13 protein-coding genes and 1 riboswitch are annotated in these 13,765 nt (G+C 37.8%); of the genes, 5 read left to right on the forward strand and 8 right to left on the reverse strand.

Annotated elements, in window-relative coordinates; translation table 11 throughout:
• Positions 1 to 3: 3 nt before the first annotated feature.
• From NSQ14_RS14855 to NSQ14_RS14880, 6 genes are read right to left on the reverse strand one after another with little or no spacing between them, the layout of a single operon-like run.
• Positions 4 to 588, reverse strand: a complete 585-nt coding sequence (locus NSQ14_RS14855) for a bifunctional adenosylcobinamide kinase/adenosylcobinamide-phosphate guanylyltransferase (RefSeq protein WP_095141621.1) — start codon at positions 586 to 588, stop codon at positions 4 to 6.
• A complete protein-coding gene (cobD, locus tag NSQ14_RS14860) occupies positions 558 to 1,643 on the reverse strand; it encodes a threonine-phosphate decarboxylase CobD (RefSeq protein WP_034772217.1) in 1,086 nt (361 codons plus the stop codon). Before cobD ends, NSQ14_RS14855 begins: the two co-directional genes overlap by 31 nt.
• Positions 1,600 to 2,583 (reverse strand): adenosylcobinamide-phosphate synthase CbiB, encoded by a 984-nt coding sequence (gene cbiB, locus NSQ14_RS14865; protein ID WP_095141620.1) that lies wholly within the window; start codon positions 2,581 to 2,583, stop codon positions 1,600 to 1,602. The genes cobD and cbiB overlap by 44 nt, the downstream gene beginning before the upstream one ends.
• Positions 2,580 to 4,058, reverse strand: coding sequence for an adenosylcobinamide amidohydrolase (locus NSQ14_RS14870; RefSeq protein ID WP_095141619.1), 1,479 nt, complete (start codon positions 4,056 to 4,058; stop codon positions 2,580 to 2,582). The genes cbiB and NSQ14_RS14870 overlap by 4 nt, the downstream gene beginning before the upstream one ends.
• Positions 4,055 to 5,113 (reverse strand): FecCD family ABC transporter permease, encoded by a 1,059-nt coding sequence (locus tag NSQ14_RS14875; RefSeq protein ID WP_034772223.1) that lies wholly within the window; start codon positions 5,111 to 5,113, stop codon positions 4,055 to 4,057. Before NSQ14_RS14875 ends, NSQ14_RS14870 begins: the two co-directional genes overlap by 4 nt.
• Entirely contained in the window at positions 5,079 to 6,044 is a 966-nt protein-coding gene (locus tag NSQ14_RS14880) for an ABC transporter substrate-binding protein (protein WP_346216531.1), read from the reverse strand. The genes NSQ14_RS14875 and NSQ14_RS14880 overlap by 35 nt, the downstream gene beginning before the upstream one ends.
• 155 nt (positions 6,045 to 6,199) lie before the next feature.
• Positions 6,200 to 6,384: riboswitch (cobalamin riboswitch) on the reverse strand.
• A 161-nt stretch (positions 6,385 to 6,545) separates the two neighbouring features.
• Here NSQ14_RS14880 and NSQ14_RS14885 point away from each other — a divergent pair.
• Positions 6,546 to 6,827, forward strand: coding sequence for a GNAT family N-acetyltransferase (locus tag NSQ14_RS14885; protein ID WP_328186944.1), 282 nt, complete (start codon positions 6,546 to 6,548; stop codon positions 6,825 to 6,827).
• Positions 6,828 to 6,933: 106 nt separating this feature from the next.
• Positions 6,934 to 7,884, forward strand: coding sequence for a DMT family transporter (locus NSQ14_RS14890; RefSeq protein WP_346216532.1), 951 nt, complete (start codon positions 6,934 to 6,936; stop codon positions 7,882 to 7,884).
• Between the two features lie 303 nt (positions 7,885 to 8,187).
• On the opposite strand, the gene NSQ14_RS14895 is transcribed toward NSQ14_RS14890, so the two are convergent.
• A complete protein-coding gene (locus NSQ14_RS14895) occupies positions 8,188 to 8,319 on the reverse strand; it encodes a hypothetical protein (protein WP_285847706.1) in 132 nt (43 codons plus the stop codon).
• Positions 8,316 to 9,542 carry a hypothetical protein gene (locus NSQ14_RS14900; protein WP_326973655.1) on the reverse strand — a complete coding sequence of 409 codons (1,227 nt, stop codon included), beginning with the start codon at positions 9,540 to 9,542 and terminating at the stop codon, positions 8,316 to 8,318. Before NSQ14_RS14900 ends, NSQ14_RS14895 begins: the two co-directional genes overlap by 4 nt.
• 853 nt (positions 9,543 to 10,395) lie before the next feature.
• Here NSQ14_RS14900 and NSQ14_RS14905 point away from each other — a divergent pair.
• The 3 genes from NSQ14_RS14905 to NSQ14_RS14915 all read left to right on the forward strand — a co-directional run bounded on the left by NSQ14_RS14905 (position 10,396) and on the right by NSQ14_RS14915 (position 13,560).
• On the forward strand, positions 10,396 to 11,076 hold the full coding sequence (locus NSQ14_RS14905; protein WP_346216533.1) for an ABC transporter ATP-binding protein: 681 nt from the start codon (positions 10,396 to 10,398) through the stop codon (positions 11,074 to 11,076).
• On the forward strand, positions 11,069 to 12,151 hold the full coding sequence (locus NSQ14_RS14910) for a hypothetical protein (RefSeq protein WP_346216534.1): 1,083 nt from the start codon (positions 11,069 to 11,071) through the stop codon (positions 12,149 to 12,151). Before NSQ14_RS14905 ends, NSQ14_RS14910 begins: the two co-directional genes overlap by 8 nt.
• A gap of 473 nt (positions 12,152 to 12,624) precedes the next feature.
• Complete coding sequence (locus NSQ14_RS14915; RefSeq protein WP_326973658.1) at positions 12,625 to 13,560, forward strand: FtsX-like permease family protein; 936 nt, start codon at positions 12,625 to 12,627, stop codon at positions 13,558 to 13,560.
• The last annotated feature ends 205 nt before the right edge of the window (positions 13,561 to 13,765 follow it).

Genomic DNA, 13,765 nt, shown 5'->3' on the forward strand with positions numbered 1-13,765 from the left:
CCTTCATCTTTCCTCGCCTTCTTTCATAAAAATCGGAATCCCGGCTTCTATAAGAATAGCTTGATATGCATTTGTCACAATTTGCCGGTGCAAAAGACCGAGTATCCTGCTGTAAGCAAGCACAAGTTCATTATTGGCTAACGGTTCATGTAACACTTCATTACTGACAATAATTAATTTATTGACATGGGAACGGATTCTGTCAATCCCATACCACATCTTATCAAACAAGTCATCATGAAATTGAGCGGCTTTCCAGTCGTCCGAAGCAAAGAAAAACTCATTATTAAGCCAAGTCGTCAAACAATCAAGTAAAACAATATCCTCTTGACGAAAATGGTAGGCTAAATCACCGACAGATACCGGTTTCTCCCATGTCCGCCAAGGCAAGCCGCCTTTGGTCCGATCCTTTTTGTGACGGTCAATCCTTTTTTCCATTTCTGAATCTGTTGCCTGCATCGTGGCAATATAATGCAGTGTCCCGGTTGGTGATTGTTGCCACCATGTTGCAGCTGTTTTTTCGGCAAAACGGCTTTTTCCGCTCCGAACCCCGCCTGTTATAAAGATGATTGATGAATCGCTCGCCATTTTTCCATCACCTCAAGCAGGATATCGTTCTCTTTTTCACTGCGTATGGCAAAACGCAACCACTTGCCTTCTATTCCCGGGAAATTATATGTATGTCTCGGAACAATTCCCTCTTTTAATAAAAATTGGAAGAAAGTAGATTGATCCTCCATGCTTGGATCTCTTAGCAAATAAAAATTGACCGCCGATGGAAGAAAATCAAACCGGTGTTTTCGAAAATTACGAAACAGTCTTTCCCGCTCTTTTCTTACAAATAGTCTTGTTTGTTCAACATAATGTTTTTCATCAAGGCATCGTTCGCCCGCTTTTAAGGCTATCCCGTTCACGCTCCAATGGGATTGCTGATTTTGGAGGGATTGAACGATTTCCGCATCAGCCATCATATAACCTAATCTTACCCCCGGTATGGCATACATCTTTGTCATTGACCGAATCAAGATCAAATTCGGAAACTGATTTAACAAAGGAACGAGTGATTGATATGCATCAACAAAATCATAAAAGGCTTCATCAACAATCAAATAACATTTCTTCTCGGAACAGATCGTCAATATCTGTTCAATCACTTGTTTTTCAAAATAAATTCCGGTTGGATTATTCGGGTTACAAAGAAATAAAGCGTCTTGATCAGTCAGTGCTTCAGATAGATGAGGCACATCAATTTTTCCGTTATGATCGATAAAAAAATAAGAAATCGAACATTCATTTACCCGGCATGTCTGTTCATATTCCGAAAAGGATGGTTCAATAATCATAACTCGTTTTCCTGTAAGCCATTTTCCAATCAGCGAAATGATTTCCGCCCCACCATTGCCTATGATTACTTGGTCTTTATGCAGCCCTTCCTGTTCAGCAAGCCTTGTTCTTAAAGATGTTGCTTTTGGATCAGGATAGTAAATAATTTCTTGAAAAAAATCATCCCAATCTTCCCGAAGCGACTTCGGTGGACCAAGGGGATTAATATTTGCACTAAAATCATATATCTGTGCCGGTTGCCGGATTCCTGCCGCTTTATATAAATAATGCGGATTGGAACCATGTGTTGGCCAATTCAATGAAAACACCTCCAACCCATAATAGTATTAAAAACGCAAGGGAAGTTCTTTTTAAAATATTTATCGTTTCAATAATATCGTTACTTGTTAGTGGACGAAGCGGGTTCCCTATGAGCGCACGCCGGGAAACAACACCTTTATATGTATTCCGTCCGCCGAGTTGCACGCCAAGAAGTGCCGCAGCCGCTGCTTCACACCATCCACTATTCGGACTTGGATGGTTTCCGGCATCCCGAAATAAAAGTTGCCATGCTTCTTTTTTACTCCCTTGCAAAGTTTTATTGACCAATATCATAAGCATTCCGGTTAATCGGGCCGGAATCCAATTCATCAGATCATCAAGTTTGGCTGAAGCAAACCCAAACTCATGGTAGCGATCATTTTTATACCCAACCATTGAATCACATGTATTAACAGCACGATAAACAAAAGCAAGCGGGGCACCCCCAACAAAAGCCCAAAACATCGGTGCTGTTACCCCATCACTAGTATTTTCTGCGACCGTTTCCACCGCACCCCGGGTAATTTCACGTTCATCCAACTGATTCGTATCCCGGCCGACAATATAGGAAAGTTTTTTCCGTGCTTCATCCAATTGAAGATGTTGTAACGGCCGGTACACTTCTAAAGCCGCATCTTGTAATCCTTTTTGAGCAATTGTTGTTGAGATTAAAACAGCTTCCATCAAAACTCCCGCCACGATATGGATGCGGTAGGCAATAAAGGTAATACAGGATGTAACAAGAAGCACAAGAAATAGAATAAGAACCACCATTGCGAAACCTTTCCATTTCCGGGCCTTACCTCGGTTCCAATGTTTATCCAACAAGGAAATGAGCGAGCCCATCCATTTGACCGGATGCGGCCAGCTAGGTGGATCACCGACGATACGATCAATAATATAAGCGAGTGTGATTGCAGATACATGCTGGATAATCATAGGTCGGGACTCCGTTTTAGGCTTTTTTGGATTGCTTCAAGTGTACACTCATATACACCTTTTCCAATCAACTTTCCGAGGGGGGTAATCGTCCCGGCAAACTCTTGGTATTTTCCCTTTTGTGTCGCGGCAATTAAAATACTGTCGGTTGAGGTCCCGGTCGCAATGGTTCCTGTCTCTTGGTCGGGAATTTGCAATTCAGCCAGCGCCTTTACCTTTGCTTCTGTTGCCGTTATGATGGATTGGATAAATGCCTCTTCAGATAATCTGCCATTGACAATGATCCACGTATTGATTGTTCCCGGTCGATAAACAAAAGGATGTTCGACACTTCTCGATACATCCACTGCATTGCCGACCCCGGCTGTGACAACCACTAGTATGGAAAAGTCCTTGTCGAGGTATTGTTTGTATTGAACATTTTCCATCTTCACCGCCGTCATCATCCCAACCGTATTTGACGGGTCCAAACCTTCTTCCACAACAAAACGTTTTAATTCTTCACGATAGTTTCTTGAATGATATGATTTATCAACATACCGATTGATAAAAGTATTGTACCATCCAATACCGGAGCCAATAACGCCGGAGGACATTGTTTTTAACATCATAGGGGATTGGAGCAAAATGTAGTCATCGAAAACACCGATATGATTCTCCGTTACTTCTTCCGTCCCACCATTTTCTAAAGCATCATCCGGCAGTAAAACCATCAACGGGGCCGGCACTTTAGGATGCTGGTGCATTTCAATTTTCGTTTTAAACACTTGTTGAATCGTATTTTCCGTCAAAACATCTTTTGGTGTATCGTTTTTGATGACCTTTCCGTCTTCCAAGAGCAATAAACGGTCACAATACAGGCCGGCTAAATTAATATCGTGAAAAATCGAAATAATCGTCAACCCTTTTTCCCTCGTCCACTTGTGCAATAAATCCAATAAATCCTTTTGGTAGGATAAATCCAAATGATTTGTCGGTTCATCCAACAGCAAAATTTCCGGTTCTTGAGCAAGTGCTTGTGCCAAAAAAACCCGCTGTTTTTCTCCGCCAGATAAAAACTCAAGTGATTGCTCTTGAAATTTTTCAATACCGGTCCATTGCATCACTTCCTGAACCACTTCTTCATCTTTTTGACTCCATGTTTGAAATAAGCCTTTTTTATGCGCATATCTGCCAAGTGCGACCGTCTCCTTGACCGTATAAGAAAAAGCCTGTGAAGAATGTTGCGACAGAACAGCAATAACTTGGGCAAGCTCTTTTGCTGAAAATGATTGGATAGATCGGTCCCCTACAAAAATACTTCCTTTTAAAAATGGCAAAACTCCACTGATCATTTTTAATAATGTCGTTTTCCCACTGCCATTTGGACCTAATATCCCGAAAAATTCTCCCTGTTCAACAGTAAATGAAACATCTGTTAAAACAGGTTCGCCACTATACCCGCCGAATAGATTTTCAACCTTTATGGACGTCATCTTTCCCCTCCTTTCCTTTTGTTTCGGATTAAAATGGCAGCAAATACCGGAGCGCCGATTAAAGATGTAATCACACCAATGGGAAGCTCTGTCGGTGAAATGACGGTTCTTGCCGTAAGATCCGCTAATATTAAAAAAGCACTTCCGGTTAACATCGATAATGGTAATAAATGCTTATGATCAGGTCCCCACAGTAATCTTGTTAAATGGGGGATGACTAAACCAACAAAACCAATTGTTCCCGATACCGCAACAGCTGCCCCGGTTAAAATTGAGCCCGCTGTTAATACAAGCATTTTCCGTCTCTTTACATTTACCCCTAAATGCTGCGCCCTTTCTTCACCAAAGGACATCGCATTTAGTTCATTTCCATTCATAAGTAATAGAAACGAGCCGATAAGAAAAAACGGTAAAATAATCTGAATATATTCCCAACCTCTCATCGAAACGCTTCCCATTAGCCAGCTGACAATTTGCCGAAGTTCATCCCCTGTCAAAGCAATCATCAAGGATATAAAAGCACTTAAAAAGGAGCTAAAAATCACACCTGTTAAAATAATCGTTTCGACTTTCATTGAGCGATCAATTCTTTTTGCAAAAATAAGGACAGCAATAATGGTTATTAGGGCAAATAAAATACTTAGAAACGGCAGCGTATATGAACCGATGACAGGGATAGTGATATGCAAAAAGATAGTCAAAACAGCACCAACCGAAGCCCCGGATGAAACACCGAGCGTGTAAGGATCAGCTAACGGGTTTTTTAATAACCCTTGAAAGGCGGCTCCTGCAATGGCCAAGGACGCACCAACCAATCCCGCTAAAACGACACGGGGAAAGCGAATATTCCAAACGATTGTTGTATACATCGGATCGACATTTACATGCGATATATTAAAAAGACGTGATCCGATAATTTTGACAATATCACCAATCGGAACCGTTACAGTACCGATTGAAATACCGATGAGAATGGCAGCAACCAAAAGGATGGATGCTGCCATATACGCAAAAGGTTTCTTATTGGAAAATTTCCGGATAAACTGCTTTTGCAATTTCCTCTACCCCTTCAGCGAGACGTGGACCTGAACGAGTGACCATATCGGAATTAATATCGACTACTTGAGAATTTTTTACAGCATTCACCTGGTCCCAACCTTCTCGACTTAGCACTTGTTCAACTGCCCCTTCCGTATAGGATCCGTAAGTGATTATGATGACATCCGGATTGGCGGCAATGATCGCTTCCGGTTCAATTTTTGGCCATCCCTCTTCGGTCACCACATTTTCTGCATGAACGATTTTCAGCATTTCATCCATGAATGTATTTTTCCCTGCGGCGTAAATATCAGGGGCAGATATTTCTATATATACTTTCTTCTTATCTTGAATCTTTGCAGTTTTTTCACGAATTTTTTCAATTTTCGTCTTCATGTCATCAATAAGTAATTGTGCTTTAGCTTGTTCCCCTGTCGCTTTCCCAATCATTTTAATAGAATCATAGACGTCTTCAAAGTTTTCCGCATCATTCACAACAAGAACGGTTATGCCCGCATCTCGCAACTGTTGTAATCCGGCTTCAGAATTGTGAGCACCTGATGCATGTGCAAGCACTAAATCAGGTTTTAAGGAAATAATCTTTTCTACATTGAAATCCATAGAGCCAATTTTTTCTTTTTCTAATGCTTCTTCGGGATAATTATCAAAATCGGATACGCCGACAATTTCATCACCAAGTCCCAACGCAAAGGCAATCTCTGTATTGCTCGGAATTAAGGAAACAATTCTCTCCGGTTTTTTATCAATGACCACTTCCTGATCGACGGCATCTTTAATCTTAACCGGGAAGGCGGCTGTTGTACTTTCTGCTTGTTCTGTTTTAGTATTATCTCCGTTTTGATTTGTTTTCGAGTCATCCTTTGCCCCGCACCCGGCAAGTAATCCGAATGTAAGCAACAGGATTAGAAATATGTATCTTTTTTTCAAGGTGAATCTCTCCTCTATTTTGATAAACTAACTATCGATAAAATTCGATTGGTTTCGGCTTAAAAATGACCCTCATTAAAAGACAAAAAAACATCCTATCAATTCGAGGATGCAATGAACAACTATATTGCACACCTCCCTATCCGCGTAGGTTTTTTGGTGCAAAAGAATAGGCAGGTCTCCTGGCTCATGATCATCACTCTCTTATTCCGCCTTCCCATTCCGATGACAGTGGCTTGTATATAAGAGAGCTCCCATTTACAGTGGCGGGACCGCGTTGGATTTTCACCAACTTCCCTATTAAGTCTTTAAAAAAGACACCTAATCCTTTTGGATATGAAATTTTTTCTTATGCAAGAATTATAACATGTAGAATTGCTTAGTCCAAGTAAATATATTATCTATTTTTTAGACCTTTTTTCAGGGTAATTCAATAAGTTTTTTGTTATACTAATGAAAACGTATTTATTAAATAAAGTGAGAACTAGGAGGCGGTTTAAGATGGCAGAAATAAAAGCAGGTACCAATCAATTTTACATGGAAGAAGACGGGGAAGTCATTGCAAGAATTGAGTACATTCCTTCCGATCTCGACGGTAAACAACAAATCACTATAACCCATACGATTGTGAATGAAGGACATAATGGAAAAGGTTTAGGTAAACAGTTGGTAAATCAAGTGGCGGAATATGCGAAAGCAAACCAACTGCATATTATCGCTGAATGTTCTTATGCCAAAAAAGTATTGGAAAACAGTGAGGAATATAAAGATTTACTTCTCTAAATCATTTGGGGGCAGTCGATGTCCTCTTTTTTAATGGGAATTATAGAAAAGAGGAAATATTTTTATTATGATAGTGGTATGACTATTTAATGGGCAGGAGTACATTATGAACACGTATTCAAGAAAATTAGGGTTATTGCTAGTCATCCTCGGCGCGATATTTTGGGGAATCGGCGGCACTGTCTCACAAAAACTGTTTCAACAATTTGGTATCTCGGTCAATTGGCTAGTCACCATCCGATTATTGCTTGCCGGAATTGCGTTATTGACTATCCAATTTTTTAAAAAAGAACGGAGCCAAATCATTCGTGTATGGAAACAGAAAAGGTCATCCATACAATTAATTATCTTCGGGTTGCTCGGTATGCTGGCAGTCCAATATACATATATGGCATCTATCAGCCATGGTAATGCGGCAGTGGCTACACTTTTACAATATTTGGCACCTGTCATGATTATTATTTATACCGTTTTCCGCAGACAGGCCGTTCTTACCGGGCAAGACGTTATCACGGTTTGCTTAGCCCTTATCGGAAGTTTTTTATTATTGACAAACGGTTCGATATCTAAACTCTCTGTACCAATGCCGGCCATTATTTGGGGCGTTTTATCCGGTGTGGCACTCGCCTTTTATACATTGTATGCCGTCCCGCTTATCAAGCAATTCGGTTCCCTTGTTATCGTTGGTTGGGCCATGATCATCGGCGGTGTTGCTCTCAGTTTTATCCATCCGCCTTGGAGAATACATATAGCAACTTTCAACTTTGAAATCGTAATGTATCTCAGTTTTGTCATACTGTTTGGAACAATGTTAGCCTTCTGGTTTTATATTGAGAGTTTGCAAAGCTTAGAACCAAAGGAAACTAGTTTACTTGGTAGCCTTGAACCATTAGCCGCCGTGTTGACCACCGTCTTCTGGTTGAAAGTACCGTTTGGATTTTTTCAATGGCTCGGTTCTCTGTGCATAATCGGCATGATTTTATTATTAGCATTAGTGAAAAAACCAGTTTTAAAAGAAAACAGCTCAAACTATGATGAAAAAGCATTCCACAATTAATAGTTTGCATCGTGGAGGACTTTTTTCCGTGCATATAATGAAAAGACAAGTGGAGAATGTTGTTGTAGGCGTGAACCAAATCGTTTAACAAGCTAATTTCATAGGTGAACTCTGATGTATTATAGTCCTTAAACAAGGCAGAATCATCGAACGCGGCAACCATGAGAAGCTGATTGGAGAAAAAGGCAAGTACTATCAGCTTTATACCGGGGCGTTTGAGTTGGAATAGAGAAACTTTATGAATTTGGCAAAAAACCATCGGAGGTCCGGTGGTTTTTTGTCACGCGAGCTATTTGATTCATCTTAACCATTTTCTATTTCACTAGAATGATCGCTCATTGGCCCCACATCCTCATCACTAGTTACTTGAAAATCACTTTCAAAATAAATGCTACAAAACAAAGTGAATAAGATTACAAAAAGTAGCTTTTTCATTCCTCATTCTCTCCTTGTATGTTTTCATTACGTATTTGCAAAGCGAGCTTATACATTGAATTTGCTTGTTTATAAAGATTATTAGATTCATATAATGAAGCAAATAATTTAGAGTAATAAGCGGTAAGCATCCAATCATTCATCGATAAAAAGTAATCTATACTTAACTTTTGTATATCTATCATGCATTCTACAGTAAGATTGTCAGCCATTATTGTTTCAAAGACTTTATATTGTATGTCGAACTTTTCAGGAATCATGCCACTATCATTGGAACGGGCTTTTTGTATCCATTTTTTCGCATTTGAAAAATCTCCTAACGTATAATAACAACGGATTAGATTTAAAATAGCATTATTTGGGTCCTGATACGTTAAATATTTTGTTGCTTCTATATAATAGTTAACTGCCTCCAAATACTTCCCTTGGAATTCAAAGCAGTTCCCCAGATTATTATTAATAGCAAAACGATACTTTTTATGTTCCTCTTTCGGTAAGTAATCCAATATCCTTTCAGCCAATTGATACGTGTCTAATGAGTCTTGAAACTTGCCTAGATTATTATAGCAGGTGCCGAGAATGATGTGACAAGCTAAAGCCCTTTCTAAAAGATACTCATCTTTAAATATTGAAAGCGCTCGTTTCACATAGGAGCTAGCTAATTCATAATAGTATAGGTTTTTATAACTTAGGGCTAAATTGTAATAAAAAATACCCAGCTCCAATTTTCCCCCTAAACATTCATATCCATGTTGTTTTATTAGTTTTTCTCCCGTTTCAATTGCTTTCACAAAGTCATTCTTCTTAATATAAAATAACAGTAAAACATTAGCGAGAAGAAAGAAATTCCGATTTGTATCACAGGAAATAACTTGCCTAAGGGTATTGATTAACTTATCGGCTTCTTCCATATCATTTTTTATAAGTAGGTAGCGGCAATATACAATTTGAAATTTACTATAGGATTCTTCCCCAGCAATTTGTGCAAATTCCTTTAATTCCTCGATATCTTCATTTCCTTCGTTCATTTCCAATAAATTTCTATACCAATTTTCAATTCTTGAATCAACTAAACTACTATTTTGACCTATCAGTCTGTAATTGATTCCCAGCCTTTCAAAGAGAAGCGTATATAATCCATCATCCGCAATAACTAGATTATTTTCAATTCTACTTAGATAGGAGGGAGTACAAATTCCTCGACAAAGTTCGTCTTGTTTCATATTTTTCTCCAACCTTTTTAGTTTGACCAGTTTCCCAATATTAGACACGACAATCACCCCTTCCTCCAACTAACGCCTCATACATTCCTAATATACTGATTATACAAAAAAAGGGGCATTCTCAATTATTTCTATGAATGTAAGTCTTTATTTTTAAACTTACACAAGTCGATCGTAACTTTGTGTACTAACCCCTATATAAATTATATAAATTACGTAATTTACAATATATTATAATCAATGTATCTTTATAAGTAGATACTAGTATCGGAAATAAAAATAATTAAAAGAGAGCTATTAATAAAAATAAATTAATATAAAGGGCTGCTGAATGTTTATACGGGTTTGTTTTCGTTAGGCGAAGGAATGAGCAACGACTAAATTCGCTTGAGCATCAATAAGGAATATTAGTCTATCAAACCCATCGATTTTTATATTTCTTCTCTCAAAAAGGTTAGTTAATTTTTCAAATGCAATTTTCATTTATAGACTTAAAATCCGGTATATAGTATTCGTTTTATAATCTTAATACTTTATCCAAATTCCATCCAAAAATAGAATTCAAATACTTCAGCAGCCCTTAACTTTTTTATTTTGTCAGAAGGAAAAAGTAACTGCTTAAATGAACGATTTATACGTAAAAACTGGCTACATAGTTAAAATACTTCCATGTTTAAAATATATTCCACGCGCAACTGTTTCTTCTGCAGGCACCGATAGTGTAGGCGGTAAAGTGTATTTATACAGATAAAAATAGGGTAAGAGGGCTATCTCTCGAAGTGCTATTCTCTTTTTAAACAATCAATGGTATGAAACGCTTGGGATAGCCCTCTTTCGAATAGAGGGGACTTTCATGATAGAAATAAAAAATGTGACGGTCGCATATCAAACACAAACGAATCAATCAATATTCGTTTTAGATGATGTGTCAACTACGGTAGAAACGGGACAATGGGTATCGATTATTGGGCCATCTGGCTCGGGGAAGACTTCTTTTCTGAAATTAATCGGCGGATTACTAGTGCCGGCTAAAGGAACTGTGGTCATTGACGAAAAGAATATCTATCAAATGAAAGAGAATCAAAAGAAATCATTCCGGCACACAAAAGTTAGCTTTGTCTATCAACAGTTTCGTCTACTTCCACAGTTTTCTGTTTTGGAAAATGTAATGCTTCCACTCATCCCTTATAATAAAAGGAGTTTAATTCAAAAAAAGGCAATACAAATCATTGAAAAAATCGGCTTATCGCATCGAATGAACCATTTACCAAGCGAGCTTTCGGGTGGTGAACAACAGCGAGTTGCAATTGCTCGTGCATTGATAACAGATCCGGAAATATTATTATGTGATGAACCGACAGGAAACCTAGATTTTGTAAATCGGGATAATCCTTTGATGTTGCTTGAGGAAATCCATCAAGAAGGTCATACAATCATTTTAGCTACTCATGATGAAGTTGTAGCGAATAAAGGACAGCGGATTATCGAAATTGCAGATGGGACATTGAGAGAAAAGGAGTTGCACCATGATTAAGTATGCATGGACATCCGTAAAAAACAATAAATCAAGTTCGGCACTTTTCATTATTGCAATGATCGCTATTTTAACAGTTAGTACAATTAGTCTTCACTCAATTAAAGATATTCAAGCACAAGTAGATGATGATATTAAACATTTTGCACGGGGAAGCTATGACATACTGGTCCGCGCTAAAGATAGTCAGACACCCGTTGAAAAAACGTTAGGTGTAGTAGAAGAGAATTACTTAGGAGCAGGAAATGGTGGAATCACAATTGAAATGTGGAAAAAGATTCAATCTATGAAAGAGATTGAAATTGCCGCACCGGTTGCTTCATTAGGTTATTTCACTGGATTTTCTCGGACTGTAGATTTTCCTTTTCCTGAGTCTAGTAGTTTACTGAGTGCCTCGTTCATCACCTCAGATGGAATTCATGAATATCAATGGGGTGATAAAAAAGAGACATTTTACTTAAAACAAGATGGATATTTTGATGGTTTTGATTCTTTAAAGGACTTTAAAAGACGAACGGAAACTTCCGTCAGTGGTGAAAAGCCTAGATTTATGATTCCCCAATCGTTTCATCTTGTTATGGGCATAGACTTCGAACAAGAAGGAAAATTAACTGGTATTCCTTTTAATGAATTAATTCGGGAATTAACGCCTGAGGAACAAATGTTCATGTCGTTTGCAGAAAAGGCAGCAATCATAAAGGTTTTGTATTTGAAAGACCCGAAAATTTCTGTGAAAATAAATATAATCATCCAAAACATTCCTTGGGAAACAAAAGATACACTTGCATTGAAAGAAAAATTGGGTATATCTACTTCCCATGATGGTATGTTAGAATTTGTAGATGATGAAGCAAGAAAATCGCTTATTGATTATTTATCTAACTTAGAACCAATATCTAATACGTCGTATACATTTGACTTATCTAATCAAGTCACACCCTTTTATTTCGAACCATTTTCAGTGGACTATAATGGAAACATATCTCCATCTGAAAATTACGCTACTTCAATTAGTGAATCAAGTCAATTTTATTCTACAAGCCCGGTTGAATATCAAATAAAAAGGATTATTTAGCTGTTAAACAAGTTGGAGAACAAGATCATGTACCAACTTACCGTGAAATCAAAAAACACGGACAACCAGGATATTATAATACAACTGCTGTACCATTTTTATTCGTTCCAATTAATGCCTTTTCAGCGAAGGAATATGAAAAATCCTTAGCAGCAAGCCCACTAGGGATTTATCATCAAGCACCTACAACGACAAAGGATGGAACAGTCGTCCATGAAACAGCAGTTCCGGGGAGTTTCATTTCCTCACCGGCCCACGGATTAATTGATATTAATGACACAGTTCATATTAAAGGTGAAAAACCTATTGATGCTATTCGTATAAAAGTAGCCGGTATTCACCAATACGATGAAGAGGCAGAGAAAAAAATCCTTCACGTCGTTGAACAATTACACAAACTTGGCGATTTCCATATTGATATCGTAGCCCGTGCCTCGCCAAAAACGATGCAACTTGATGTAGAAGGAATCGGAATGGTAACCCAGCAATGGACAAGTTTAGATGCTGCTGCCAAGATAACCGATGGATGGAATCTATCTAATATGTTAATTAGTGGATTATTTATATTGGTAGGATTCATTTATATTTTGAATCGAATCTTCTTTTGGAAGAATACAAGGAAAAATGAAACAAAAATTTTATCGGATATTGGTTGGAGTGACAGGCATATCAACACTTTTCACTTTTTAGAACTTGGGATTCTGGGGGTTATTGCCACTTTTATTAGTTTTATTATTATGTGCAGTTTCATTTATTTTCAACTTCTCGATGGATCATCATTGTTATTATTGTCTGGTATATGCTTCCTTTTTGGATTCATTATTTTTATTATTTGTTTAAAACCATCAAACTATCAATTAACGATTAAACAAGGGGCTCCAGGTAAGTCAATATTTGTTCGGAATCTTTATTACTACAGAAAGTTTATTGTCTTAACTTTTATTCAATTAATGATTATCACGATTTTGCTCTATTTCGTTATTGGATCAATTTCAACAACAAGTAGCTTGACATCCGATACCAATCTCGGGTCCTATATTTATAATGCTATCTCCTTTTCCTTATTGCTAATAATGGTTGTGTCTGTTATTTTAGCCGTAATTACAGTGGCGGAGAGTAATACTTCTTTCTTAACTTTGCGGCAGACAGAAATGCTTACACTCCGAGATATCGGGTGGAAACTGAAGACTATTCAGCGCTTATATTTAAAGGAAACGGCAACATGGACTGCTTGTAGTATCTTTCTTGGGACAATCCTTGGTATTTGTTTGTTCGTTATCACATTTGAATTCACTCTTTTTATGACCTTAATAGCCTTACTGATTAGCGTTGTTTTATATGGAATTGTATTAATAACATCCTATTTTGTCATATCAAAGCAAATTCATTCATCAAGGATATTTCTGTAATAAGGTAGTTTTAGTGATCCGGACTTATTGGTCGCGTTTTTCCTGCCTCAGTGTAAAAGGAGGCAGGATTATTTTTTAATAGTATAAGAAAGTATAAAAATACAAGCAATTAACTTGGGATTAGTTTTATTGTCTAGCTACGAGCGCCAGCGACTAGCAAACTTCACTCCCCTCCACTACGATAAGTCAACTATCGGCTCGTCCC

The organism is Caldifermentibacillus hisashii, from assembly GCF_039654145.1.
Lineage (GTDB): Bacteria > Bacillota > Bacilli > Bacillales > Caldibacillaceae > Caldifermentibacillus > Caldifermentibacillus hisashii.

Bases quoted from the DNA above. Each gene is read 5' to 3' on its own strand.
- NSQ14_RS14885 (WP_328186944.1), top strand. From the start codon at position 6,546: ATGGCAGAAATAAAAGCAGGTACCAATCAATTTTACATGGAAGAAGAC.
- NSQ14_RS14870 (WP_095141619.1), bottom strand. From the start codon at position 4,058: ATGACGTCCATAAAGGTTGAAAATCTATTCGGCGGGTATAGTGGCGAA.
- NSQ14_RS14905 (WP_346216533.1), top strand. From the start codon at position 10,396: ATGATAGAAATAAAAAATGTGACGGTCGCATATCAAACACAAACGAAT.
- NSQ14_RS14910 (WP_346216534.1), top strand. From the start codon at position 11,069: ATGATTAAGTATGCATGGACATCCGTAAAAAACAATAAATCAAGTTCG.
- cbiB (WP_095141620.1), bottom strand. From the start codon at position 2,583: ATGATTATCCAGCATGTATCTGCAATCACACTCGCTTATATTATTGAT.
- NSQ14_RS14895 (WP_285847706.1), bottom strand. From the start codon at position 8,319: ATGAAAAAGCTACTTTTTGTAATCTTATTCACTTTGTTTTGTAGCATT.
- NSQ14_RS14855 (WP_095141621.1), bottom strand. From the start codon at position 588: ATGGCGAGCGATTCATCAATCATCTTTATAACAGGCGGGGTTCGGAGC.
- NSQ14_RS14900 (WP_326973655.1), bottom strand. From the start codon at position 9,542: ATGAAACAAGACGAACTTTGTCGAGGAATTTGTACTCCCTCCTATCTA.
- NSQ14_RS14890 (WP_346216532.1), top strand. From the start codon at position 6,934: ATGAACACGTATTCAAGAAAATTAGGGTTATTGCTAGTCATCCTCGGC.
- NSQ14_RS14915 (WP_326973658.1), top strand. From the start codon at position 12,625: ATGGTAACCCAGCAATGGACAAGTTTAGATGCTGCTGCCAAGATAACC.